The sequence below is a fragment of the Frankia torreyi genome, from assembly GCF_000948395.1.
Lineage (GTDB): Bacteria > Actinomycetota > Actinomycetes > Frankiales > Frankiaceae > Frankia > Frankia torreyi.
Genome location: NZ_JYFN01000012.1, coordinates 99359 through 124003, shown reverse-complemented (window position 1 = coordinate 124003; position 24645 = coordinate 99359). Strand labels below are relative to the sequence as shown.

The 24645-nt window shown below is 73.5% G+C and carries 18 protein-coding genes; 10 read left to right on the top strand and 8 right to left on the bottom strand.

The window, feature by feature from the left end; genetic code table 11:
- Complete coding sequence (locus tag FF36_RS10155) at nt 1–2226, top strand: putative bifunctional diguanylate cyclase/phosphodiesterase (RefSeq protein WP_044884788.1); 2226 nt, start codon at nt 1–3, stop codon at nt 2224–2226.
- A gap of 26 nt (nt 2227–2252) precedes the next feature.
- Here the strand turns inward: FF36_RS10155 and FF36_RS10150 are convergent, their stop codons facing one another.
- From FF36_RS10150 to FF36_RS10140, 3 genes are all read right to left on the bottom strand, one after another.
- Nucleotides 2253–2807 (bottom strand): hypothetical protein, encoded by a 555-nt coding sequence (locus FF36_RS10150; protein ID WP_052681032.1) that lies wholly within the window; start codon nt 2805–2807, stop codon nt 2253–2255.
- Between the two features lie 129 nt (nt 2808–2936).
- A complete protein-coding gene (locus tag FF36_RS10145) occupies nt 2937–4073 on the bottom strand; it encodes a M4 family metallopeptidase (RefSeq protein ID WP_370657125.1) in 1137 nt (378 codons plus the stop codon).
- Between the two features lie 146 nt (nt 4074–4219).
- Nucleotides 4220–4882, bottom strand: a complete 663-nt coding sequence (locus FF36_RS10140; protein ID WP_044884785.1) for a hypothetical protein — start codon at nt 4880–4882, stop codon at nt 4220–4222.
- A 440-nt stretch (nt 4883–5322) separates the two neighbouring features.
- Here FF36_RS10140 and coaE point away from each other — a divergent pair, with 440 nt between their 5' ends.
- Nucleotides 5323–5952 (top strand): dephospho-CoA kinase, encoded by a 630-nt coding sequence (gene coaE / locus FF36_RS10135; protein WP_044884784.1) that lies wholly within the window; start codon nt 5323–5325, stop codon nt 5950–5952.
- Nucleotides 5953–5995: 43 nt separating this feature from the next.
- Here the strand turns inward: coaE and uvrB are convergent, their stop codons facing one another.
- Nucleotides 5996–8128 carry an excinuclease ABC subunit UvrB gene (uvrB, locus tag FF36_RS10130; protein ID WP_044884750.1) on the bottom strand — a complete coding sequence of 711 codons (2133 nt, stop codon included), beginning with the start codon at nt 8126–8128 and terminating at the stop codon, nt 5996–5998.
- 146 nt (nt 8129–8274) lie between these two features.
- The gene (locus FF36_RS10125) at nt 8275–9831 is read right to left on the bottom strand and encodes a PucR family transcriptional regulator (RefSeq protein ID WP_044884749.1); all 1557 of its coding nucleotides are present in this window, start codon (nt 9829–9831) and stop codon (nt 8275–8277) included.
- 177 nt (nt 9832–10008) lie between these two features.
- Between FF36_RS10125 and FF36_RS10120 the strand changes: the two genes are divergently transcribed.
- Both FF36_RS10120 and FF36_RS10115 read left to right on the top strand, forming a co-directional pair.
- Nucleotides 10009–11379 carry a zinc metalloprotease gene (locus FF36_RS10120; protein WP_044884748.1) on the top strand — a complete coding sequence of 457 codons (1371 nt, stop codon included), beginning with the start codon at nt 10009–10011 and terminating at the stop codon, nt 11377–11379.
- Between the two features lie 304 nt (nt 11380–11683).
- On the top strand, nt 11684–12742 hold the full coding sequence (locus FF36_RS10115) for a TerC family protein (protein ID WP_044884747.1): 1059 nt from the start codon (nt 11684–11686) through the stop codon (nt 12740–12742).
- A 77-nt stretch (nt 12743–12819) separates the two neighbouring features.
- Here the strand turns inward: FF36_RS10115 and FF36_RS10110 are convergent, their stop codons facing one another.
- Nucleotides 12820–13557 carry a helix-turn-helix transcriptional regulator gene (locus tag FF36_RS10110; protein WP_044884746.1) on the bottom strand — a complete coding sequence of 246 codons (738 nt, stop codon included), beginning with the start codon at nt 13555–13557 and terminating at the stop codon, nt 12820–12822.
- A 611-nt stretch (nt 13558–14168) separates the two neighbouring features.
- Here FF36_RS10110 and FF36_RS10105 point away from each other — a divergent pair.
- The 3 genes from FF36_RS10105 to FF36_RS10095 all read left to right on the top strand — a co-directional run bounded on the left by FF36_RS10105 (nt 14169) and on the right by FF36_RS10095 (nt 16548).
- Entirely contained in the window at nt 14169–15227 is a 1059-nt protein-coding gene (locus FF36_RS10105; protein ID WP_044884783.1) for a glycosyltransferase family 2 protein, read from the top strand.
- Between the two features lie 178 nt (nt 15228–15405).
- Nucleotides 15406–16059, top strand: a complete 654-nt coding sequence (locus tag FF36_RS10100) for an alpha/beta hydrolase family protein (RefSeq protein WP_044884745.1) — start codon at nt 15406–15408, stop codon at nt 16057–16059.
- A gap of 78 nt (nt 16060–16137) precedes the next feature.
- On the top strand, nt 16138–16548 hold the full coding sequence (locus tag FF36_RS10095) for a dihydrofolate reductase family protein (protein WP_236706002.1): 411 nt from the start codon (nt 16138–16140) through the stop codon (nt 16546–16548).
- A 56-nt stretch (nt 16549–16604) separates the two neighbouring features.
- Here FF36_RS10095 and FF36_RS10090 read toward each other — a convergent pair whose 3' ends face one another.
- Nucleotides 16605–17303: an MBL fold metallo-hydrolase gene (locus FF36_RS10090; protein ID WP_044884744.1), complete on the bottom strand. Its 699-nt coding sequence runs from the start codon at nt 17301–17303 to the stop codon at nt 16605–16607.
- Between the two features lie 319 nt (nt 17304–17622).
- On the opposite strand from FF36_RS10090, the gene uvrA reads away from it, so the two are divergent.
- Nucleotides 17623–20553: an excinuclease ABC subunit UvrA gene (gene uvrA / locus FF36_RS10085; RefSeq protein WP_044884743.1), complete on the top strand. Its 2931-nt coding sequence runs from the start codon at nt 17623–17625 to the stop codon at nt 20551–20553.
- A 100-nt stretch (nt 20554–20653) separates the two neighbouring features.
- Here uvrA and FF36_RS10080 read toward each other — a convergent pair whose 3' ends face one another.
- Entirely contained in the window at nt 20654–21067 is a 414-nt protein-coding gene (locus tag FF36_RS10080) for an SsgA family sporulation/cell division regulator (protein WP_044884742.1), read from the bottom strand.
- Between the two features lie 250 nt (nt 21068–21317).
- Between FF36_RS10080 and uvrC the strand changes: the two genes are divergently transcribed.
- Nucleotides 21318–23750: an excinuclease ABC subunit UvrC gene (uvrC, locus tag FF36_RS10075; protein WP_044884741.1), complete on the top strand. Its 2433-nt coding sequence runs from the start codon at nt 21318–21320 to the stop codon at nt 23748–23750.
- A complete protein-coding gene (rapZ, locus tag FF36_RS10070) occupies nt 23747–24616 on the top strand; it encodes an RNase adapter RapZ (RefSeq protein ID WP_009399441.1) in 870 nt (289 codons plus the stop codon). Before uvrC ends, rapZ begins: the two co-directional genes overlap by 4 nt.
- Nucleotides 24617–24645 lie beyond the last annotated feature (29 nt).

Below are 24645 nucleotides of genomic sequence, written 5' to 3'. Positions count from 1 at the left end.
GTGCACAACGGTCGTACGTTCGCCGACCGCCGGCGGTTCCTCGTCGCCGCGCCGACGGGCGCCGCCGCGCTGTTCCTGCTCGCCGCGGTCCTGCCCGGCTCGCCGGGCCAGCAGCGGTGGGAGAGCTGGGTCGGCCTGCTGGTCGCGGCGGCCAACGTAGTACTGGGGCTGGTGGCGAGGCCACGCTGGAACTGGGTGCCGCCGTTCGCCGCCGCCTCGCTGGCAACCGCCCTCGCCCTCGCGCTCGCCGGAGCCACCTCCGGCAGCGACGCCGACATGTACCTGGTCTGGTTCCCCCCGCTGTGTGCGTATGTCGCCCTCGTGACGACTCCCGCGGCGATCCTGGTCATCGCCATGATCACCGGCGCGCTCGTGGCGGGCGTGGCGGCCGGCGCCGATCCGACCCAGACAGCGGGTCCCGTGTCGGCGGCGCTCTCCACGGTCGTGGCCGGAGCGGTGGTGAAAGGCCTGTTCCGGGCGGGCTTGCTGCAAAGCCACGCCGATCCGCTCACGCACCTGGCCAACCGGGCGGGCACCCTCGAACGTGGCGAGAGCGCCGTGGCGGAGATCCAGGCAGAGGGCCGGGAGGCGATCCTGGTCCTGGTCGACATCAACCGGTTCCATGAGATCAACGACGCGCTCGGGCATGCCGGCGGCGACCGGCTGCTGCAGATCATCGCGCGGACGCTGTCCGGGCTGCGGCCGATCCCGGCCTTCGTTGGCCGGGCCGGCGGGGACGAGTTCGCCCTCGTCTTCCGCGGGATGCCGGTCCCACCCACCGTCGCGACGGCCGCCAGCCGCCCGGGAGCGCCCCTGCCCGTGCCCACCGCGGCGGAGACGAAGCGGCGCCGGGTGCTCGGCCGCCGGGTCCTGCGCCAGATCCAGGGACCCTTCCAGGTCTGCGGCGTCGACGTCGAGGTGGACGCCTCCGTCGGGATCGCCGTGGCCCCCCGCGACAGCACCACCATGAGCGGGCTGCTGACCTGCGCCGACTCGGCGCTGCTGCGTGCCAAGCGGGTGGGGGAGAGCGTCGGACTGTGGGATCCCGGTATCACCGGGGTGCGGCCCGAGGAGATCGCGTTGTACGCGCAGTTGCGCACCGCGATCACCCGCGGCGAGCTGCTGCTGTTCTACCAGCCACTGCAGTCGGCATGCTCGGGTGGGATCGTCGGCGCGGAGGCGCTGCTGCGCTGGCACCACCCCACCCGAGGGCTGCTGGCGCCCGGCGTGTTCCTCCCCGTCGCCGAACGCTCACCGCTGATCGCCGATCTGACCCGCTGGGTCCTCGACGAGGCGCTGCGCCAGTGCGCCGCCTGGGCGGACGAGGGTCTGCACCTGCCCGTGTCGGTGAACCTCTCCGCCCGGATGCTGGTGCTCGACGACCTGCCCCAGGTCGTTGCCGGCTCCCTGGCGGCCCACGGACTGGCCAGCGACGTCCTCACCCTGGAGATCACGGAGAGTGCGCTGGTCACCCAGCCGGCTCGGGCGGCGACGATGCTGAGTGAGCTGCGTACGCAGGGCGTGGCGCTGTCCCTGGACGACTTCGGCACCGGCTACAGCTCGATGGAGATCCTCAAGACGCTCCCCTTCGACGAGGTCAAGATCGACCGGGGTTTTGTCGCGGATGCCCGCGGCAGCCTGCCCGACGCCGCGATCGTGCGGTCGGTGCTCGACCTGGGCCACCGGCTCGGGCTGCGGGTGGTCGGCGAGGGGATCGAGGACGAGCGCACGCTTGCGATGATGATCGACCTCGGCTGTGACCTGCTCCAGGGCGAGGCGATCTCGGTGCCGCTGCCGGCGGCGGAGATGTCCGAGCTGCTCCGCTCCCGGGCCGCCGAGGTACGGCCGTCTGCCCCGCACGCGACCCTCCCGACATCGGAACGCGCTACGGAGTGCGCCGGCGGGTTGCCCGATGCCCGATTGTCGGATGGTGGCGGGGCGCCCGGAGCCGGGGTGGCCGAGGGCGGGGTGGCCGAGGGCGGGGTGGCTGACGGCGGGGTGGCCGAGGGCGGGGTGGCTGACGGCGGGGTGGCTGACGGCGGGATGGTCGAGGGCGGGGTGGCCGGGGGTGAGGCGGCCGGCGGTGCGGGGCAGGCGGAGGCCGGGCGGTCGGGGTCACCCCCGCCCGGGGAGGCGGGAACCGCACCGGGGGGACGAGGACAGCAGCAGGGGGTGCCCGCACGGTCAGGCCGGCGCATCGGGGGTCGACCGATGTCGAGCGGCTGACCGCGCGGAGCACCACCTCGCGCGGGTCAGTTCGCGGCCGCCGTCCCCGAGGCCGCCGCCGGGGCGGTGGGCGCCAGCGATGCGCAGGCGGCCCGCGCGGTACGCCAGGTGTCGGCGTCCACGCCGGGCGGTGCCGCGGTCGAGCCCGAGCCCGCACCACTGCCGGGTCCGCCGCCGGCTCCTGGTCCGCCGCCGGTACCGGTGCCGCCGCCGTTCGGGGCGCCCGACGGCGGGGCACCGGTCGGACGAGCGCCCTGCGGCGGTGCGCCTCCCGCTGCGCCGGCACCCGGAGTCGGCAGCGTCACCCCGTTGTTCGCGAGGCAGGTCCGGTAGGCAGCCATCGCAGCTGTCCCCCCGCCGGTGGGGGGAGTCGCCCCCGTGGCGGGAGTCGCTCCCGTGGACGGGGTTGCCGGCGCAGCAGTCCCCGACGAGGCCGAGCCGGCCGCCGCGTCGCTCCCGCCGCCCCCGCATCCGGCCAGCACGGCCGTCAGGGTGACCGACAGCAGCGGCAGGATGAGCCGGTGCCGCCGCGTCGCGGTGCCGCTCCGGCGCGCATACCGGGACATCCTGACGTCGTTCATGCTCCCCCTCGGTGCAGCGGGACCGCCGGTGTGCCGGCTGGTGGACACGCTGTCGGGCCCCGCTGTGGGGAGCCTGTGCCGAGGCTGGGTGTTTCCTGCGATTCGCGGGATCATGGTCCCGGGCGGGTGTCAGACGGCGATGCCGACCTCGCGCCACGCCTCGGCGACCGCCTTGCGCTCGTCCGCGCCGAACAGCACGCCGGCCTGGCGGCTCGTCACCGCCGCGAACGAGCGGAAGGTCGCGTTCGGCCGCACCTGCGGGGCGCGCAGGCTCTCGTACCAGATGCGGCCGGCCCGCTCCCACGCGTGCCCGCCGAGCGCGATCGCGGCGAGGTAGAACGCCTTGTTCGGGATGCCCGAGTTGATGTGCACGCCACCGTTGTCACCGGTCATCTGGACGTAGCCGGTCATGTGCGCGGGCTGGATGTCGTCGCCGAGCACGGGATCGTCGTAGGCGGTGCCGGGGTCCTTCAACGACCGCAGCGCTACCCCCGACACCGCGTCGGTGAGCAGCTCGTCGCCGATCAGCCAGTCGGCCTGCTCCGCGGTCTGGCCGAGCGCGTGCTGCTTCACCAGGGAACCGAAGACGTCGCTGACCGACTCGTTCAGCGCCCCGGACTGGTTGACGTACATCAGCGCCGCCTCGTCCTCGGTGACGCCGTGGGTCAGTTCGTGCCCGATGATGTCCAGCGACACCGTGAACCGCTGGAAAAGCTCGCCGTCGCCGTCGCCGAACACCATCTGCCGGCCGTTCCAGAAGGCGTTGTCGTAATGGTCGCCGTAGTGGACGGTGGCGAGCAGCGCCATCCCCTCGTCGTCGATGGAGTCGCGGCCGAACACCTCCGAGTAGAACCTGAACGTGGCACCGAGGCCGTCGTAGGCCTCGTTGGCCGCCACGTCATCGACCGCGGCCTCGCCCTCGGTGCGGACCGTCCTACCCGGCAGCGCCTCGGTGCCGGCGGCGTCCCCGACGGTGCGGCGCGGACCGGCATCCGGGTCCAGCCGCGGCGGTGCGGCGCCGCGCTGCGCGGAGCGAAGCTGGGCGTTGTGGACGCGAATCGTGCGGTGCGAGCCGTCCTGAACGAGGGTGGACAGCGCCCAGGAACGCTGGTCGTCGCTGCCGTTGCGGACGATGCGTTCGAGGATGTGCGGCGGGATGGCGCAGGGCGCGGTGGGGCGTGGGGCGGTGGTGCCCAGGGCGGTGGTGCCCAGGGCGGTGGGGTTCGGCACGGTGAGGTTCGGCGCGGTGGGGCGGGGGCAGGGCATGGTCGACTCCGGAGGGTGGGGGCGGCGACCGGGCCGAGGCCCGGCGTGCAGCCGACGGGTGGCGTGACCCGTAGCCACCGACCCTGCTACCTGCGGCGCAGGATGTCCAGAGTGTGTTGGTGTGTCTGTATGGTGCGATTGTTGGCCTACGGCGTGTTGTTGCCATTGCCGCGAGGTCGTCTCACCGGCGCTCCGCCTCGCCGGCTGCGCCACCGCCGCAGGCCGCCCCGCGCGGCCGCCTGCGTGAGGGCCAGCGCCAGACCGCCGAGCACCAGGTAGGTCATGTGCGCGTCCAGCCAGTTCACGGCGCCGCGCATCCACGGGGCCACCGCCCGCGCCGCGGTCAGGTAGAGCGCGGCGGACAGCAGGGAACCGGGAATCAGGAACCGCAGGAAGCGACGCATCGGCACGTCACCCGCGCCGAGCGCCGCGTCGACCGCCGCGTTGGTGTTGACCAGGCAGAACCACAGCAGGGGGGTCTGCGTCCCCGGGCGGGCCAGGGCCGTGACCAGGCGGCTGCCACCGAGACGCCGCAGGAGGACCGACCGGATGTTGTTGCGCGCGAGCCCGAAGTAGCCGACGTCGACCAGGGCCCGAAAGAACGCGGCGACCAGCAGAGCCGGCACGAACGGCGCCGACCCGCCGACAAGCAGCAGGATCGCCCAGGTGGGCCGCAGCGCGATGAGCAGCAGCGGCGCCCGGCCGGCGAGCGCGGGCGCGATGGCCAGCCCCAGGGCGCCGAGCCCGAGCAGCGAACCGGTGAGCAGCACCGGCCACAACCGGTGAGCGAGCCGCTGCCCAGTCGGCATCGCCCGGGCCGAGGCGTCGCGCGGCCCCGCCCCGGTCAGGCTGTCGGCTGGCTCCCTTCCTGCCGAACCGTCGGCCGGCTGTGCCTCTCCGGAGCCGTCGATCCGCTCTGCCGCGGCCCTACCGGGCAGCCCGCCGGCGCCAGGGCCAGGACCGCCCGGGTCGGCCCGGGTGGGCACTGCCGGCCTGAGAACAGCCTGCGTCCGCCCCGTTTCGGTCGCCCCCACGCGGACCAGTCTGCCAACCGCCGCCCGCGCCGCGAAGGCGGTAGGCCGGGGTGGCCGGCGCGTGGGTTCCTGGTGGTGTCCGACGCGTGCCGGCACTACGGGCGTCGCGGCCGCAGGCTTTCGTTACCCGACCACATCGCGGTCAGATCGTGCCGAGGCTTGGGTACTGCGCCGAGGCGGCACATGTGCCGGCAGAGGCTGGCAGACTCGGCACCGTGCTCACAGTGGGTCTGACGGGTGGTATCGGGTCGGGCAAGAGTGCGGTGTCGGCGCGCCTCGCGGCCCGTGGGGCGCTGCTGATCGACGCTGACCAGATCGCCCGAGACGTGGTCGAACCGGGCACCCCGGGTCTCGCCGCGGTGCTGGCGGAGTTCGGAGCCGAGCTGGCCGCGCCCGACGGCAGCCTCGACCGCCCGGCACTCGGCCGGATCGTCTTCGCCGATGCCGCGGCCCGTCGGCGCCTGGAGGCGATCGTCCATCCGCTCATCCGGGCCGAGACCGCTCGGCGGATCGCGCAGCTCTCCCCGGACGGGATCGTCCTGCACGACGTCCCGCTGCTCGTCGAGGTGCACGCGGAGGGCAGCTACGACCTGGTGCTGGTCGTCGAGGCGCCGCGTGAGCTGCGGCTGGTGCGGCTGGAGGGCCGCGGACTGCCCCGCGATCAGGCGCTGGCCCGGATGGCCATGCAGGCCACCGACGAGCAGCGTCGCGCCGCCGCCGACATCGTCATCGACAACGGCGGCAGCCTCGACGAGCTCGACGCCCGCCTCGACGAGGTCTGGCAGGAGCTGCTGACCCGCCGCGACGCCCGCGCCGCCGAACACCCCCCGGCCACCACCCCGTAGCCCCCGGCCCGGCCTGGCCGGGCGGCGGGACCGGCCGCGCGGGCTACTGCACCCCGGCGGCACCCATGCCGCGCAGCTCCTTCTTCAACTCGGCGATCTCGTCGCGCAACCGGGCCGCCAGCTCGAACTGAAGCTCCTTGGCCGCCTCGTGCATCTGGTCGTCGAGCTGGCGGATGAGCTGCGCCAGCTCGTGCGAGGGCATCCCGGCGAGCTCGGCGGCGTACCGGCCGACCGTGCCCTGCGCCCCGCCCCGGGACTTCATCCCCGGCACCGGCGCCTTGCCACGCGACTGCGACCGTCCGCCCCCACCGATCAGCTCACCGTCCGCCGACTCGCGGACCATGTCGTCGAGGATGTCGACGACCTTCTTGCGTAGCGGCTGCGGATCGAGGCCGCGTTCGGCGTTGTAGGCCATCTGCTTCTCGCGACGCCGGTTCGTCTCGTCGATGGCACGGTGCATCGACGGGGTGATCGAGTCCGCGTACATGTGCACCTGGCCGGACACGTTGCGGGCGGCGCGGCCGATGGTCTGGATCAGCGACTTGTCGGAGCGCAGGAAGCCCTCCTTGTCGGCGTCGAGGATGCTCACCAGCGACACCTCGGGCAGGTCGAGACCCTCACGCAGCAGGTTGATCCCGACGAGCACGTCGAAATCCCCGCGGCGCAGCTCGGTGAGCAGCTCCACCCGGCGCAGGGTGTCGACCTCGCTGTGCAGGTAGCGCACCCGGATGCCGAGTTCGAGCAGGTAGTCGGTGAGATCCTCGGACATCTTCTTGGTCAGCGTGGTGACGAGGACGCGCTCGTCCCGCTCCGCGCGCAGCCGGATCTCGTGGACGAGATCGTCGATCTGCCCCTTCGTCGGCTTGAGCACGACCTCCGGGTCGAGCAGCCCGGTTGGCCGGATGATCTGCTCGACGACGCCGTCGGCCCGGCCCAGCTCGTAGGGGCCCGGCGTCGCCGACAGGTAGATGGTCTGGCCGATGCGTTCCAGGAACTCCTCCCACCGCAGCGGCCGGTTGTCCATCGCGCTGGGTAGCCGGAAGCCGTGCTCGACGAGGTTGCGCTTGCGGGACATGTCGCCCTCGTACATCCCGCCGATCTGGGGGACGGTGTTGTGCGACTCGTCGATCACCAGCAGGAAGTCGTCGGGGAAGTAGTCCAGCAGGGTGTGCGGCGGGGTGCCGGCGTCGCGGCCGTCGATGTGCCGGGAGTAGTTCTCGATCCCGGAGCAGAAGCCGACCTGGCGCATCATCTCGATGTCGTAGGTGGTGCGCATGCGCAGCCGCTGCGCCTCCAGCAGCTTGCCCTGGCGCTCCATCGTCGCGAGGCGCTCGTCGAGCTCCGTCTCGATCCCGGCGATCGCCCGCTCCATCCGCTCCGGGCCGGCGACGTAGTGCGTCGCCGGGAACACGAAGATCTCCTCCACCTCGCGGACGATCTCCCCGGTCAGGGGATGCAGGTAGGTCAGCCGCTCGATCTCGTCGCCGAACATCTCGACCCGCACGGCGAGCTCCTCGTAGACCGGGAACACCTCCACCGTGTCGCCGCGGACCCGGAAGGTCCCCCGGGTGAAGGCCAGGTCGTTGCGGGTGTACTGGACGTCGACGAAGCGGCGCAGCAGCAGGTCCCGTTCGATCTCGTCGCCGACGCGCAGCCGCACCATCCGGTCGATGTACTCCTGCGGCGTGCCCAGGCCGTAGATGCAGCTCACGCTCGCCACCACGATGACGTCACGCCGCGTGAGCAGGCTCATTGTCGCCGAGTGCCGCAGCCGCTCGACCTCCTCGTTGATCGAGGAGTCCTTCTCGATGTAGGTGTCGGTCTGTGCGATGTACGCCTCGGGCTGGTAGTAGTCATAGTAGGAGACGAAGTACTCGACCGCGTTGTGCGGCAGCAGCTCGCGGAACTCGTTGGCGAGCTGCGCGGCGAGCGTCTTGTTCGGGGCCATCACGAGCGTCGGCCGCTGCAGGCGCTCGACGAGCCACGCCGTCGTCGCCGACTTGCCGGTGCCGGTCGCGCCGAGCAGGACCACGTTGGTATCGCCGGCCTGCACCCGCCGGGCCAGCTCGTCGATCGCGGCGGGCTGGTCGCCCGACGGGGAGAAGTCGGACACGACCTTGAACGGGGCGCGCGTCCGCTCGATGTCGAGGCTGGGCCGTTCGAACGTTGTGCTCACGCCATCTAGAACACCACAGCCCTCCGACAGTTTCCGACCGGTCGCCGGCGGCTCGCCCAGCCGGCCCTCGCCCAGCCGGCCCTCGCCCAGCCGGCCCTCGCCCTGCCGGCCCTCGCCCTGCCGGGCGTCTTGCCCTGCCGGCAGTCTCACCCGCCGGCTGGGTTCCAGCCGATCAGCCGGGCGCCGAGCACCGCCGTCTGCAGGACGTACCGGTCGGTCGGAGAGGTCGGGTCGTGGCGGGTCAGGGCGTGGATGCGGTCGAGTCGGTAGGTCAACGCCCGCACCGACAGGTGCAGTCGGCGCGCCGCGGCGAGCGCCACCCCGCCGGTGGTGAAGTAGGCGTCGAGGGTGTCGATCAGCGGGCCGGCGCCGCTCCGGGCGGCCCGCAGCGGTGAGAGCACCGCCTCGACCAGCTCCGCCAGCGCCTCCCGGTCGCGCAGCAGGACCTTGTAGATGAGCAGGTCGTCGGTGTGCACGACGGCCCCCTCCAGCCCGAGGCGGCCGGCGAGCTCCGCGGCGCCGCGGGCCTCCTCGAAGCCGATGCGGACCCCGGCGACGCCGCTGCGCGCGCGGCCGACCCCCACCCGCCACAGCAGGCCGGGCTCGGCCCGCAGCCGGCGGGTCAGTGCGGCCATCGCGGCCGGGGCCTCCGGCGTGGGCGCGAACGCGGGCAGCGGGGAGAAGCCCGCGCCCACGGCACCCGACTCGTCCGCCCGCCGCCGGCCGGGCGGGCGGCTCCCCGCAGCCGCCGCGGCCCGGGCCCGCGACCCCGGTGGTCTCGGCGGCCCGGCGGCAGCGCCCCGCGCCTGCCCGGCTGCAGCGCCGCCGGCGGCGTCCGCCCCGGCCGCCGGATGGCTGGCCGGGGTACGGCCGCGAACGGGCGGCTGCCGGCCGCGGGCCAGGTCGCCCTGCTCGGGCACCACGCAGACGAGCAGGCCGTCGCGGGTCGCGACCAGCGGATCGGTGAGGCTGTGCTCGCGCAGGAGGGACTCGGCCGCGCGGGTCAGTGCCCGTCCGTCGAGGAAGCGCCGGTTACCGGCGACGACCAGGACGGTGTGCGGCGCCTCCAGCCGCAGGCCGAACGCCCCGGCCCGCTCCAGCAACTGGCCCACCGCCGACGTGCCGGTGAGCAGATCATCGACGAGTTCGCGGCGCAGCGCCTCCTCGGAGCGCGCCCGGGCGGTGCGGGCCGCCTCGTAGCCCTCGCAGACGGCGGCGACGGCGTCGTCGCTGGCCCGCAGTACCGCGGAGGCGGCGGCGCGGGTGCGCGAGACCGCCCCGACCGAATCGCCGGCCGAGCGCAGCGGGTGGGCGAGCTGCCCCGACGCCACCGGCTCGCTCGACGCCCTGGTCAGCCCGCGGGCGGCGCGGTCGGCGGCCCGCACCGCGGGCAGCGACGGCCACACCCGCCAGGTCGCCGAGAGGTAGAGGTCGACCAGGGCGCGCAGCGACGCCCCGGACTCCGCCGCCGCCTGGCCGAGGCCGCGAAACGCCTCCAGCTCCGCCCGGGTCAGCCGCCGCCCGCTGTCCGCCGCCGAGGCGAGGACGTCGAGGTAGTCGCCGAGCAGGCCGGCATGCAGCCGGGAGTCGGCAGCCGCGAGCACGGCGGCGCGGGGGAGCCGGGTCAGGCTCGTCTCGGGCAGACCGGCCGGTGCGTCGTCGTCGACCGCGGCCGTCCCGGCCGGTTCGTCCGCTTGGTCCATCCACCCGCCTCCCGCCCCTGATTGCCGAGCCTCGGCAGCGAAATCATAGGCGAAGTCGCAGAGTCCGTGCGGTGTCTGCCGGGACGTTGAAGGGCACGCTAGACGTTGTGCATGTGTAGCACCCGGTCGTCAACGCCGGCCGGGGAACTGGGAAACGGGAGAGGAGTCTGAGCGGACATGACCACCCACGACGCCACCAGGCGGGGAGGGTTTCCGCCGATCACGGTGCGTCCGGGACTCGCCGTCTCGGTGGCGGTCGTCACCGTCCTGCTCGCCGCGATCACGCTGCCGGCCACCGTGCCGGACCGGCCCGACTTCGCCTACCTCTGCGGCGGGCTGATCGGCGCCGGCCTGCTCATCGGCATCATGCTGGGCGCGGACCTGAGGCGGGCCCGGGCCGCCCGCCGGGCCGGGCTGACCGTCGTCGGCATCACCCTCGGCGCCTTTGGCAGCCGCCTGACGGTCGCCCTCGGCGGCCGTGACCGGGGCAGCGCCGACGCCGGCGCGACCCCCGCGGGCCGTCCGGCAGCCGGGTCGGCCGCGCCCACCGGGCGTTCCGGAGCAGCCGGTTCCCCGGGCACGTTCGGCGCGGGCGGCGGAGTCGACGTCGTTCTGCCGCCGGCCACCGGCCCCGGGAAGGCGGCCACCGGCCCGAGGTTCGTCGAGTCGGGTGCCGACGTCCGCGCCGAGGCGCAGGTCGCCCGCGCGGGGCTCACCGTGACCGCCCTGGCCGGCGCGCTGCTGGTCACCCTCGGCGCGCTGGCGCCGGCGGGGACGCTGGCCCTGGCCGGCCAGGTGGCCCTCTGGGTCGGTACGTTCGCGCTGCTGGTGACCTTCATCGACGTGCTGCCCAGCCCGCGCAGCTCCGGTGGGCGGCTGATTGCCGCCCGGGTGCTGCGCCGCACCGGCAGCCGGGAGCGCGCCGAGCAGGCCGTCGCCCGGGCCGGCGTCATCAGCGGCTGGTCGTTGATCGCCGTGGGTGCCGCGGGCGTGTTCCTCGTCGGCTTCGTGGGGCTGTGGGCGGTGCTGCTCGGCTGGCTGGCACTGGGTGCGTCCCGGCTGGCGCAGTCCCAGCAGCGCACCCACGCCGCACTGGAGGGCCTGGTGGCGCGGGACGTCATGAGCCCGGCGCCGCCGGCGCTGTCGTCCTGGTCGACCGTGGACGACGCGCTCCACGACGTGGTGCTGCCCGCCCACCGCGCCGTCTTCGGGGTCGAGGATTTCGACGGTTCGCTCGCCGGAGTGGCGCTGCTGCGCGACCTCGCCGCCGTCCCGATGGACGACCGCGACCTCGCCCGGGTCAACCGGGTCTGCATCCCACTGTCCATGGTCGCGACCGCCGCGCCGGACGACGCGGTGGCAGACCTGCCCGCGAGGCTGCTCGAACGGCCGGCCGCCGGCTGCGTCGTCGTGATCGAGCCGGCGGCGGACGGCAACCCCCGGATGATCGGCACCGTCGGCCCGGTCGAGCTCAGCCAGGCGATCGAGACGGCGCCGCTGCGCGGGCGGGGCGCCCGGCCGGTGCGGCCCGGCAACCTCTGGCGCTGATCCCCCTCCGGCGCTGATCCCGCCGGCGGGCAGCCCGCCCGGCCGGTTCGCCCCCGGCCACGCCCCGGCCGGATCTCCACGTGGGATCCGGCNGGGGGACACNGGGACCGCCGTACCTTCCGATAGTTACTGAGAGTTAACGATTCGTCGCTTCACGCTCATCTCGCTGATGGTGTGGCGCGCGTAAACGTGCTCTGACCGGCCGCTGGCAACGGCGCCCGGCCGGTCAGAGCGACACCTTCCGCCCCGGTGGAGCCGGGGTGGCGCATCCGGGCCGCGACCGGCGACACCTCTGGAGATCTCCGTGCACGTTCCCCTCTGGGCCTGGGCCGCCTTCGTCGGCGCTGTGCTCGGGCTCCTCACCATCGATCTGCTCGCCCACCGCAGGGCCCACGTCATCGGCTTCCGCGAGGCCGCCTGGTGGAGCCTGCTGTGGGTGTCGCTGGGCATCGGTTTCGCCGGGGTCATCTGGGCCTGGCAGGGCCCCGGCGCCGCCGGCGAATACACGGCGGCGTGGCTGCTCGAGAAGAGCCTGTCCGTCGACAACCTGTTCGTCTTCGCGCTGATCTTCTCGTACTTCAAGGTCCCCCGGGAGTACCAGCACCGGGTGCTGTTCTACGGCGTGCTCGGCGCCCTGGTACTGCGGTTCATCTTCATCGCCGCCGGGGTCGCCCTGCTCGAGCAGTTCAGCTTCATCATCTACATCTTCGGCGCCTTCCTGATCTACACGGCCGTGAAGATGCTGCGCGACAGCGGGGTGGAGATGGACCCGGGGCAGAGCCGGGCGGTGTCACTGCTGCGGCGGGTCATGCCGGTCACCGATCAGTACCAGGGGCAGCACTTCGTCCTGCGCCGCGCGGGCAAACTCGTCGCCACGCCGCTGCTCGCCGTCCTCGTCGCGATCGAGACCGCCGACGTGCTGTTCGCCTTCGACTCGGTGCCCGCCGCCCTGGGCGTCACCGACCGGACGTTCCTCATCTACACCAGCAACGCACTCGCCATCCTGGGGCTGCGGTCGCTGTTCTTCCTGCTCTCGGGCCTGATGGAACGGTTCCACCGGCTGGCGACGGGGCTGGCGTTCATCCTGGCCTTCATCGGCGTGAAGATGCTGCTCACCGACGTGTGGCACATGCCGATCACGCTGTCGCTCGGCGTGATCGCCGTCGCGCTGGCCGTCTCGGTGATCTGGTCGCTGCTGACCGAACCGCCCGCGCAGGAGGCGCAGGAGGCGGGGGAAGCGGGGGAGGTCGCCGAGAAACCGGCCCCGGAGGCGGGTTCCTCACCGACCCCGGCGGCCGACCGGGCCGAACCGCGGGAGGTCGCCGCGCCGGGCGGCGGGCTGCCGGGCGGACGCTCGCGCTAGGCCGCCCCGCCCGGCGCGGGCGGCCCGTCGATCGTGGTGACGGCGACCACGCCCGACGGGCCGGCCGCCGGGCACGGTCAGCTCGGCCTCGCCGGCTCGCCGCGCGGGCCGGACGCCGGGGCCCGGCGGATGCGCCGCAGGCCGGGCGGAGGCGCGGTGAAGATCGAGAACGGGTCGTGGTCGTCCGCCGGCTGGCCGGTGTTGACGGCGCGGGAGATCCGGTCCCAGCGGAACCAGTGCGGGCCGCCCCGATCCAGGCACCAGGCCAGCAGGTACCAGTGGCCGCCGGTGAAGGCCAGCAACTGTGGCTCCACCCGGCGGCCCACGGTCCGGCTGCCGGCGGCGTCCTGGTAGTCGATCGCGAGCACCCGGCCGGCCCGCAGGCCCTCCTCGATCGTGGTGGCCAGCGCCGTGCGGGCGACCACGGGTGGCCCCGCCCAGCCGGGTGAGGCCAGTTCGGCGACCTGCCGCTGCTGTGGCGGGGGCATGATGTCGAGCAGCTTCTCGAGCGCCGCCGCGCCGTCACGGGTCAGCGGGCCCGTCGCGGCGGCGGCCAGCGCCACGGCGGCCGAGCTCGCCTGACCCTGGGTGAACGCGACGGGTGGCAGCATCGCGTGCTGGGCGAGCACGTACCCGCCCCCGGGCCCGGAGATCCCGCCGACGGGAACCCCGGCGTCCTGGAGGGCCAGCAGGTCCCGGCGGATCGTTCGCACACTGACGTCCAGCCGGGCCGCCAGGCTTGCGGCTGTGCGCCCGGCGGGTCCGGCCCGGCGCAGCTCCTCGACGATCGCGGTCAGTCGATCTGGGTGCGGCATGCGTTCCACGTTGACAGGGCCCTGTCACGACTGGTGCCGAAACGGCGCGACTTGGGCAATCTCGCTGCCCCATGCCCGTGATGTGCGATGACTGGAGTGCCGAACGGCGGCGGACCCGGGCAGCGGACCCGGGCGGCCCGGGCGGCGCGGCCCGGGCGGCGCGGCCCGGTGACCGGCAGCGGTGACCGGCGCGACAGGCTGGCTCGGTACCGGATTCGGTGTCTCCCGGTGGCTGCGGCGGCGACCGTGATCGGGGTCGAAATTCCGCTCGAGTGTTACCGTAATCCGCATCTGCAGCATTTCCGGTGCACGTTTGGCGGTTTCGGATAACGGGTGGACCGGCGACGGTGCGCGACTCGCCGGGAAGGGAGAAGTGGAGCACCGCGATGCGCTAGTTACCCTGGTCGAGACCGGTGTCCGGGCTGGTCAGCAGGGGTGAGGTGGGTCACGACTGTGGTCGTGGACGGGAGTACGGCCATGAGTGCGGCGGCACCGGCGAAATCCTGATCGATCGACCTGGCCTGATGTGTTCGCCGGTTTGCTCCGTGGACGTACGGCAGGGTTGTCCACGATCTTCTCGTCATCGTTTTATGTTTTAGTGAAGGCGGATGATGCACAGCTTGTTGGCGGTCGTCGTGTCCCACGGAGGCGCAACCCATCTGCACCAGTTGCTCTCGGCCCTGGTCGCCATGAACGGCTGCGAGGCGGTGCTGGTCGAGAACGGCACGCTCGCCGGGCGCTCGGTGCCCGCCGGGGTACGCGTCGTCGAGGGCCACGGCAACGTCGGCTACGGCACCGCCGTCAACCTCGCCGTCAACCTCGCCGTCCGAGGCGCCGTCACGGACGGCCCGGCGCCGGACTGGCTGCTGGTGATCAACAGTGATGTGATGATCCCCCGCGACACCGCGGAGGTCCTGCCCAAGCTCCTCGCCTGGTACCCGCCGTCCGTCGACGCCGTCGGGTTCCCGTTCCTCGCCGGCGACGGCAGCCCCGGACGGTCCCGCGGAGTGCTGCCGACCTCCCGCACGAACGCCTTCATCACGCTGCGCGGCGAGGCGGCGGCCGTCGCCCGGTGGCCGGAGCTGCGCCACCCGGTCGGCGCCTTCTTCGCCATCCGCGTCCCGACCTTCCTGCGCCTGGGCGGCTTCGACCCCGCCTACTGGATGTACTACGAGGAGACCGATCTGTTCGCCCGGCTGTACGCGGCCGGCGGGCGGCTCGCCTGGGCCGACGACGAATGGCCCGTGGTACACGTCGGCGGCGAGACCGTCGGCCGCTCCGGCCTGCTGCACGCCGAGCTCGGCCGCTCGGCCGCCGTCTACGCCCGCCGCCATCGCGCCACCCTGGGCTGGAGCTGGCCCGCGGTGCACGCCGGCCAGCTCGTCGTCCTCACCGCCCGCAAACTCGCCACCGGTCGCATCCATGATGCCCGGCGCGCTGCCGGGATCCTCGCCGGCCTCGCGGCCGGCCTGGCCCGGCCGACCTGGGAGCCCGCCGTGCACTCCCGCTGGCACGCCGCCCCCGCCGCGACCCGCCGTCGCCTCGGCCACCTCTCCCCGGCCGATGCGGCCCGGATCGCAACGCCCGCCGTCCCGGCGCAGAGACCTCGACCCGTTGAGCTGGAGCTGGAACCCGACCCCTCGGTCGTCTATCCCCTCGCCACCGGGTAGGCCTCGCCGCGACCCGGCGGACACCGACGCCCGGCTTGCGCGAGGAGCAGGCGAGCGGCGTCCGGGCTCGATGGGGCGGAACGGGATCCACCGCCGCTCAGTAGCCTGATGCGGCATCAGGACCTGCTGGGCGGGGTGACGGGTCTCGCCGGCGGACCGCGCGTGGTGGAGGAACGACATGGACATCCTGACGCTCGGTCCGGCCGAGCCCGAGCGCGTCGTGCTCTTCGCCACCGGCGCGGGCGGCGACCCGCAGCGTTACCGACCGCTCCTGGACCACCTCGCCGCCCATGGCTGCCGGGTCGTCGCGCCCCGCTTCGAGCGCATGGCCGGGCGGGAGGCGGCTACGGCCGAGTTGCTCGCCCGTCCGGCCGGGCTGGTCGAAGCGCTGCGCCGAGAGGCACCCGCGGACGCGACCGTCGTGGCGATAGGCCACTCCATCGGCGGCTGGGCCGCCCTCTGCCTGGCCGGAGCGACGCCCTGGGAGCGGGACGGCACGCCGTTGGACGTGCCGCGGGAACCTCGGGTCAGCCGGCTCGCCCTGTGGGCGCCCGCCACCGGCTGGTTCGCCGCTCCCGGTGCCCTGGCCGCGGTGACGGTTCCCATGCTGGTCTACGCCGCCGAGCTGGATACCGTCACACCCGTCGACCAAGCTATCCTGCTGAAGAGCGCGCCGGCCGACGTCGAGCTGCGCATCGTGCCGAACGCGGGTCACTTCAGCTTCATGAACTCGCCGCCGCCAGATCTGGCCGACGACGGCGACGCCTTCGACCGTGACCGGTTCCTGCGCGACCTCGCCCAGGCAACCCTGGAGTTCGCCCTGGCGTCCTGAGCCGGGCGATGCCCGGCCACGAGCCGTTGATCGCGGTGCCGGTGCCGGTGCCGGTCGGCCATGGTCCTCCGCGCGGCGGTGAGTCGTTCACGCGATCACGAGGATGGGACTGCTGATGAAGGTGCGCGCCGACCTGAACATCTCGCTCGACGGCTTCGGGTCGACTTCCTGGCGGCCACGCCCGAGGAGGCGCTCCGGCTGGCGGTGGAGGCCGCCCGCGGGCTCGACGTCCGGATCGGCGGCGGACCGACCGTGGTCCGCGACTTCCTCAAGGCCGGCCTGATCGACGCCCTCCACGTTGCCATCGCCCCGATCCTTCTTGGTGGCGGCGTTCGCCTCTGGGACGAGCTGCGCGGCCTCGAACAGAACTACGCGGTGAGAGTGGAGACCGCCGAGAGCGGCACCGAGCATCTCACCTTCACCCGCAGCACGGGCGGAGCCGAGACTCCCGACGCCGAGCCGTGGCGCCCCGTGGGCAACACCCTCTGAGCCGGTCGTCGGCGGCACGATCGGCGGGCCGCCGCGTCCGGCACCCCCTGGGACGGTCACCAGCCGCGGGCGCGCCATTCGGCGAGGTGGGGGCGTTCGGCGCCGAGGGTGGAGTCGAAGCCGTGGCCCGGGTAGATCCAGGTGGTGTCCGGCAGGGGGCCGAACACCTTGCGCTCCAGGTCGTCCATCAGCGTGACGAAGGCGTCGGCGTCACCGAACGTGTTGCCCGGGCCGCCGGGGAACAGGCAGTCGCCGGTGAAGAGGTGCGGGGCGGCGGGGTCGGCGTCGTAGAGCAGGGCGATCGAGCCGGGGGTGTGGCCGACCAGGTGGATCGCCCGCAGGGTCGCCCGGCCCACGGTGATCTCGTCTCCGTCGTGCACGACCCGGGCGGTGGGCACGGGGATCCGAGGGGCGTCGTCGGCGTGGGCGACCGTGGTCGCGCCGGTGGCGGCCACGACCTCGGCGAGCGCCTGGACGTGGTCGGCGTGCCGGTGACTGGTGACCACCGTGGCGAGGCCCGCGTCGCCGATCAGCCGCAGCAGCGTGTCGGCCTCGTTCGCGGCGTCGATGAGGAGCTGCTCCCCGGTGACGGGGCAGCGCAGCAGGTAGGCGTTGTTGTCCGCCGGGCCGACGGCGACCTTGGTCACCGTCAGGCCGGGCAGGGGCCGGGTGTCCGCCGGGCCACCGACGGTGACCTTCCCGGTGTAGCCGCCGGTGGTGGTCGCGCCGGCCTCGTCGCCGTGGGCGTCGCTCATGGGTGTTCCCCTCTCCGGGCGAACGGCCGGGTCTGCTCGGGCATCACGTCCGCCCGCGATGGTCGCGCCCGCCTGAAGTGATTGTCGGCGCCCGGTGGCTCGCCGACACCGCGGACCGGCGTGGGACCACGCCGGGCGCGGAACACCCACTTCGGGCAGGTCGTTACTTTCCGTCGGGTGACGGCCGTACCGCCGGCGCGCGGGCGGGTGCCCGGCGGGCGGCGCCGGCGACCGGCCGTGGAAAAACTGTCAGTCCCCATCCGTAGCATGGCCACACTCGCCCAGGTCCGATTTTCCGGAAGATCATGAGGGATCGACGATGGCCGACCGTCTTGTCGTGCGTGGCGCGCGTGAGCACAACCTCCGCGATGTCGATCTCGACCTGCCCCGCGACGGGCTGATCGTCTTCACCGGCATGTCGGGGTCCGGCAAGTCCAGCCTTGCCTTCGACACCATCTTCGCCGAGGGGCAGCGGCGCTACGTGGAGTCGTTGTCGGCCTACGCCCGCCAGTTCCTCGGCCAGATGGACAAGCCCGACGTGGACTTCATCGAGGGGTTGTCCCCGGCGGTCTCCATCGACCAGAAGTCCACCTCGCGCAACCCCCGTTCCACCGTCGGCACGATCACCGAGGTGTACGACTACCTGCGTCTGCTGTTCGCCCGCGCCGGCCGGCCGCACTGTCCGAAGTGCGGGCGGCCGATCTCCCGGCAGACCCCGCAGCAGATCGTGGACCGGCTGCTGGAGCTGCCCGAGGGCACCCGCTTCCAGGTGCTCGCGCCGGTGGTCCGCGGGCGCAAGGGCGAGTACCTCGACCTGTTCGCCGAGCTGCAGAGCTCCGGGTTCGCCCGGGCCCGCGTCGACGGCACCGTCGTGGCGCTCACCGACGTGCCGAAGCTGGAGAAGCAGCGCAAGCACACGATCGAGGTCGTGGTCGACCGGCTGGCGGCCAAGGAGTCGGCCAAGCGGCGCCTGACCGACTCGGTGGAGACGGCGCTGCGCCTGGGTGGCGGCCTGGTCCTCGTCGACTTCGTCGACCGGGCCGCCGACGACCCCGAGCGCGAGCGGATGTACTCCGAGCACCTCGCCTGCCTCTATGACGACCTGTCCTTCGAGGAGCTCGAGCCGCGGTCGTTCTCGTTCAACTCGCCCTACGGCGCCTGCCCCGACTGCACCGGCATCGGTACCCGCAAGGAGGTCGACCCGGAGCTCGTCGTGCCCGACCCGACCCTCTCCCTGGCCCAGGGTGCCGTGGCGCCGTGGGCCGGCGGGCACAACAAGGAGTACTTCGAGCGGCTGCTCACCGCCCTCGCCGAGGACCTCAGCTTCCGGATGGACACCCCCTGGGAGGGGCTGCCCGAGCGGGCCCGCACGGCGGTGCTGCACGGCAGCGGCGAGACCGAGATCCACGTCGGCTACACCAACCGCTACGGCCGTAAGCGGTCCTACTACACGTCGTTCGAGGGGGTCATCGGCTTCATCGGCCGCCGCCACCGGGAGGCCGAGTCGGACAGCAGCCGCGAGCGGTACGAGGGCTACATGCGCGACGTGCCCTGCCCGGCCTGCCGCGGGGCCCGGCTCAAGCCCGAGTCGCTGGCCGTCACGGTCGGCGGCCGGTCCATCGCGGAGGTCGCCGGGATGGCGATCGGCGAGTGCGCCGAGTTCCTGCGCGGGCTGGAGCTCAGCGAGCGGGAGCGGACGATCGCCGGGCGGGTGCTCAAGGAGGTCGACGCGCGGCTGACGTTCCTGCTCGACGTCGGGCTCGACTACCTCTCCCTCGACCGGGCCGCCGGCACCCTCGCCGGCGGGGAGGCGCAGCGCATCCGGCTGGCCACCCAGATCGGCTCCGGCCTCGTCGGGGTGCTCTACGTGCTCGACGAGCCGTCGATCGGGCTGCACCAGCGGGACAACCGTCGGCTCATCCAGACCCTGCTGCGGCTGCGTGACCTGGGCAACACGCTCATCGTCGTCGAACACGACGAGGACACCATCCGGGCCTCCGACTGGGTGGTCGACATCGGCCCCGGCGCGGGTGAGCACGGCGGGCGGGTCGTCGTCTCCGGGCCGGTGGCGGAGCTGCTCGCCAGCGAGGAGTCGATGACCGGCGCCTACCTCTCCGGCCGGCGCCAGATCCCGGTGCCCGACATCCGCCGGGTGCCGACGAAGGGGCGGGCGCTGACGGTGCACGCCGCCCGCGAGCACAACCTGCGCGACGTCACGGTCTCGTTCCCGCTGGGCTGCTTCGTGGCCGTCACCGGGGTGTCCGGGTCGGGCAAGTCCACCCTCGTCAACGACATCCTCGCCGCCGTGCTGGCCAACAAGCTCAACGGCGCCCGCGAGGTGCCCGGCCGGCACCGGACCGTCAGCGGCCTCGACCACCTCGACAAGGCAGTCAGGGTCGACCAGTCGCCGATCGGGCGGACCCCGCGGTCCAACCCGGCCACCTACACCGGCGTGTTCGACCACATCCGCCGCCTGTTCGCCGAGACGACCGAGGCCAAGGTCCGCGGGTACCTGCCGGGCCGGTTCTCGTTCAACGTCAAGGGCGGCCGCTGCGAGGCGTGCTCCGGCGACGGCACCATCAAGATCGAGATGAACTTCCTGCCGGACGTGTACGTGCCGTGTGAGGTCTGTCACGGTGCCCGCTACAACCGGGAGACCCTCGAGGTCCACTACAAGGGGCGCAACATCGCCGAGGTCCTCGACATGCCGATCGAGGAGGCGGCCGAGTTCTTCGCCGCGGTGCCGGCGATCGCCCGTCACCTGCGCACGCTCAACGACGTCGGACTCGGCTACGTCCGCCTCGGCCAGTCGGCGCCGACGCTGTCCGGCGGCGAGGCGCAGCGGGTCAAGCTCGCCTCCGAGCTGCAGCGGCGCTCCACCGGCCGGACCGTCTACGTCCTCGACGAGCCGACGACCGGGCTGCACTTCGAGGACATCCGCAAGCTGCTCGGGGTGCTCGGCCGGCTCGTCGACGCCGGCAACACGGTGATCGTGATCGAGCACAACCTCGACGTCATCAAGACGGCGGACTGGATCATCGACATGGGGCCGGAGGGCGGCACCGGCGGCGGTCGGGTCGTCGCCCAGGGCTCGCCCGAGACCGTTGCCGCAGTCGAGGAGAGCCACACCGGGGTCTTCCTTCGGGAGATCCTCGGCGACCGGGTCCCGGCCGCCGGCGGGGCGGCGGCCGAGGCCGGTGGTGGGGGAGGCGCTCGGCGGCGCAGGCTCGCCGAAGCGGCGGCCCGCTGAGAGGCGCGCCGGCCGCCCGGCGGGCCACAGGGTGGCCGGCGCCGGGCGGGGATCCGTCGACCGCGCGGGTCCGCGGTGCGGCCGCCCGGGGCCGGGGAGATCAGGTCTGGAGCAGGTTCGCCAGGACGGTGTCCAGCTCCTGCTCGGTGTGCTCCTGGCCGGTCGGCACCAGCCGTTCGGTGCGGTCCAGGAAGCTGCGCAGCGACGCCGTCGCGAGGACCACGACGGAGTGGCGATCCCCGTCGACCAGGTCCAGCCGGACGCCGCCCTCCCCGGGGTCGGGGCCGATCCGCACATCGCCGTCGCCGACCGCCGCCTCCAGCCCGGCACGCAGGGCGTCGCGGGGGGCGACCCAGCTCCCCTGCGGCAGCGCGGGGTGCTCCGGCCTGGACACCAGGGTCATGGACACGGCCAGCGGATCGCACGCACGCCAGCAGATCTGGAACACCGTCACCCGCCCACGGCTGGCCGCGTCGTCCACGACGAACTCCGCCGTGACGTCCTCACCAAGCACGAGCTGGCTCCCTCGGTTCGCTTGCCCGATGTGTCGAGGGTCGCAGCCCCCCGCGCCGGACGCCAGTGGGGGCACCAGAAACAACGGAAAGTCCGGGATTAATCACGACCAGCTTCAGGATCTGTCGCCTGCTGTCATCCTTCTGCCACGCTTCGAGAGGGCCCGCCGATGAGGTTGCGCGCTATGCGTGATGAAATGGTTACGTGCAGGCGCTGCTCATGCGGGATGATGGTCGCCGTAGGCTCGGTTCATGGCTGATCCGGCGTCCTACCGACCCGCGCCGGGCTCGATTCCCGAGACCCCCGGCGTCTACCGCTTCCGCGACGAGCACGGCCGTGTGCTCTACGTGGGCAAGGCCAAGAACCTGCGGGCCCGGCTGGCCAACTACTTCGCCGATCTGCACACGCTCCACCCGCGTACCCAGCACATGGTCCAGGCCGCCAGCGCGGTCGACTGGACCGTGGTCTCCACGGAGGTCGAGGCCCTCCAGCTCGAGTACACGTGGATCAAGGAGTTCGATCCGCGCTTCAACGTCCGGTACCGCGACGACAAGAGCTACCCGAGCCTCGCGGTGACCCTCCACGAGGAGTTCCCGCGTCTGCAGGTCATGCGGGGACCGAAGCGCAAGGGTGTGCGGTACTTCGGTCCGTACGCCCACGCCTGGGCGATCCGGGAGACCCTCGACCTGCTGCTGCGCGTCTTCCCCGCGCGCACCTGCTCGGCGGGGGTGTTCAAGCGGGCCGGGCAGGTCGGCCGGCCGTGCCTGCTCGGCTACATCGACCGCTGCTCGGCGCCCTGCGTCGGCCGGGTGGATGCCGAGACCCACCGGGAGATCGTCGACGACTTCTGCGACTTCATGTCCGGTCAGACCGGCCGCTACCTGCGCCGGCTCGAGCAGGAGATGCAGCAGGCCGCCTCGGCCCAGGAGTACGAGCGGGCCGCGCGGCTGCGCGACGACGCCGGCGCCCTGCGGCGCGCCATCGAGAAGCAGGCCGTCGTGCTGCCCGACGGCACCGACGCCGACGTGATCGCCTTCGCCGAGGACGAGCTGGAGGCCGCGGTCGCGATCTTCTATGTTCGCGGTGGTCGCGTGCGCGGGCAACGCGGCTGGGTGGTCGACAAGCTCGACGAGGTGACCACGGCCGACCTCGTGGAGCAGTTCCTCACCCAGGAGTACCTGGAGGGCACCTCGCTCACCACCGCCGGCGCCGTTCCCCCCGTTCCCCCCGTTCCCCCCGGGCAGGCCGGGCAGGCCGGGCAGGCCGGCGCATCGGATGCCGCCGTCGTGGCTGCCGCTCGGGCCGCCGGGCCCACGCCGCCGGCCCGGTCGCCGCGCACGGACCCGCAGGGCGCGGGCATCCCGCGCGAGATTCTCGTGCCCGCCCTGCCCCCGGACGCGGACGCCGTGGCCGAGCTGCTCAGCGTCGCCCGCGGCGGCCGGGTCGAGGTCCGGGTGCCGCGCCGCGGCGACAAGCGCACCCTGCTGGAGACCGTGGAGCGCAACGCCCGCCAGGCGCTGACGCTGCACCGCACGAAGCGGGCCAGCGACCTGACCGCGCGCAGCCGGGCGCTCGCCGAGCTCCAGGAGGCCCTGGAGCTGCCGGACGCGCCGCTGCGCATCGAGTGCTACGACGTGTCGAACATCCAGGGCACCAACGTCGTCGCGAGCATGGTCGTCTTCGAGGACGGGTTGGCGCGCAAGTCGGAGTACCGCCGGTTCTCCATCCGCGGCGGCGCGGGCGCCGGCCGCGAGCACGGGCGGCCGGACGCCGGGCAGGACGACGTCGCCAGCATGTACGAGACCATCCACCGCCGGTTCTCCCGGTACCTCGCCGAGCGGTCCCGCACGGGGGAACTCGTCGACATCGTCGACCCCGTGGAGGATCTCGCCGTCGGCCCCACCGCCGCTTCCACCGCCGATCAGACTGGCGACCTCGCGGGCGACGTCCCTGCCGGTGCCGAGGCGGGCGTGCGGGACGGGCGGGGCCGGGCCGTCCCGACGGGCGCGGCGCAGTCGATCGACCCGGACACCGGCCGACCCCGCAAGTTCGCCTACCCGCCGAACCTCGTCGTCGTCGACGGTGGCCCCCCGCAGGTCGCCGCGGCCGCCCGAGCCCTCGACGAGCTCGGCATCGACACGGGGCCCGGCGGGGTGGCGCTGTGCGGGCTCGCGAAGCGGCTGGAGGAGGTCTGGCTGCCCGACTCCGCGGAGCCGGTGATCCTGCCGCGCGCCTCCGAGGCGCTGTACCTGTTGCAGCGGGTCCGGGACGAGGCGCATCGTTTCGCCATCACCTACCACCGGCAGAAGCGGTCCGCCGCGATGGTGACCTCCGCTCTCGACGACGTGCCCGGCCTCGGGGAGACCCGGCGCAAGGCGCTGTTGCGGCAGTTCGGCTCGGTGGCGAAGGTGCGGGCGGCGAGCGCCGAGGAGATCGCCCAGGTGCCCGGGATCGGGCCGCGCACCGCCGCGGCGATCCTCACGGCGCTCGGCCGGTCCGCGCCGGGCACCGCCGCCGCCCCCACCCCCGCCGTCGACCCTCGCACCGGTGAGATCCTCGACGAGGCGCCACCGGCGCCCGCGCCGGAACCCGACCCGGTGCGGACCGCACCGGCGCCCGCGGCGGACGATCCCGCCGCGGCGGCACGCGCCCTGCACCACGCCGACTCGGGAAGGCCGTCATGACCACCCCGACCCTCGACCTCGCCATCATCACCGGCCTGTCCGGCGCGGGGCGCAGCACCGCGGCCAAGTGCCTGGAGGACCTCGGCTGGTTCGTCGTCGACAACCTGCCGCCGGCCCTGCTGTCCACCATGGCGGAGCTCGGCCACCGCTCCGGGGGCGCGGTCAGCCGGATCGCCGTGGTCGTGGACGTCCGCGGCCGGGCGTTCTTCTCCGACCTGCGGGCAGCGGTCGCGGCGCTGGACGCCCGCGGCATGCATCCCCGGATGCTCTTCCTCGAAGCCAGCGACGACGCGCTCATCCGGCGGTTCGACCACGTCCGCCGGCCGCATCCGCTGCAGGGCGACGAGCGCGTGGTCGACGGCATCGGCCGGGAACGGGCGCTGCTCGCCGAGCTGCGTGGCGAGGCCGATCTCGTCCTCGACACCACGGACCTGAACGTCCACGAGCTGCGGTCGAAGATCGATGCGGCGTTCGGGCAGCCGGGCGCGAACCGGCTCAACGCCACCGTGGTGTCGTTCGGGTACAAGTACGGGCTGCCGCTGGACGCCGACCTCGTCGCCGACTGCCGATTCCTGCCCAATCCGCACTGGGTGGAGGAGCTGCGCCCCTACACCGGGCGGGATCCGCAGGTGCGTAGTTATGTCCTCGCCCAACCCGGGGCGCAGGAGTTCCTTGACCAGTACGCGGCCCTGCTGCGCCTGGTCGGGGAGGGCTATGCGCGGGAGGGCAAGCGGTACCTGACCCTCGCGGTCGGGTGTACCGGCGGCAAGCACCGCAGCGTGGCGATGGCCGAGCAGCTCGGCGCGCGACTGGCCGCCGACGGCGTCGGGGTCCGGGTCGTGCACCGCGATCTGGGACGGGAGTGAGCGTGCCGAAGCCCACCGGCCCCGGCCGT

Excerpts from the sequence above, each read along its gene's own strand:
- FF36_RS10150 (WP_052681032.1), bottom strand. The coding sequence starts at position 2,807 with ATGAACGACGTCAGGATGTCCCGGTATGCGCGCCGGAGCGGCACCGCG.
- FF36_RS10145 (WP_370657125.1), bottom strand. The coding sequence starts at position 4,073 with ATGCCCTGCCCCCGCCCCACCGCGCCGAACCTCACCGTGCCGAACCCC.
- FF36_RS10140 (WP_044884785.1), bottom strand. The coding sequence starts at position 4,882 with ATGCCGACTGGGCAGCGGCTCGCTCACCGGTTGTGGCCGGTGCTGCTC.
- FF36_RS10125 (WP_044884749.1), bottom strand. The coding sequence starts at position 9,831 with ATGGACCAAGCGGACGAACCGGCCGGGACGGCCGCGGTCGACGACGAC.
- FF36_RS10120 (WP_044884748.1), top strand. The coding sequence starts at position 10,009 with ATGACCACCCACGACGCCACCAGGCGGGGAGGGTTTCCGCCGATCACG.
- FF36_RS10110 (WP_044884746.1), bottom strand. The coding sequence starts at position 13,557 with ATGCCGCACCCAGATCGACTGACCGCGATCGTCGAGGAGCTGCGCCGG.
- FF36_RS10105 (WP_044884783.1), top strand. The coding sequence starts at position 14,169 with ATGCACAGCTTGTTGGCGGTCGTCGTGTCCCACGGAGGCGCAACCCAT.
- FF36_RS10100 (WP_044884745.1), top strand. The coding sequence starts at position 15,406 with ATGGACATCCTGACGCTCGGTCCGGCCGAGCCCGAGCGCGTCGTGCTC.
- FF36_RS10090 (WP_044884744.1), bottom strand. The coding sequence starts at position 17,303 with ATGAGCGACGCCCACGGCGACGAGGCCGGCGCGACCACCACCGGCGGC.
- uvrA (WP_044884743.1), top strand. The coding sequence starts at position 17,623 with ATGGCCGACCGTCTTGTCGTGCGTGGCGCGCGTGAGCACAACCTCCGC.
- uvrC (WP_044884741.1), top strand. The coding sequence starts at position 21,318 with ATGGCTGATCCGGCGTCCTACCGACCCGCGCCGGGCTCGATTCCCGAG.
- rapZ (WP_009399441.1), top strand. The coding sequence starts at position 23,747 with ATGACCACCCCGACCCTCGACCTCGCCATCATCACCGGCCTGTCCGGC.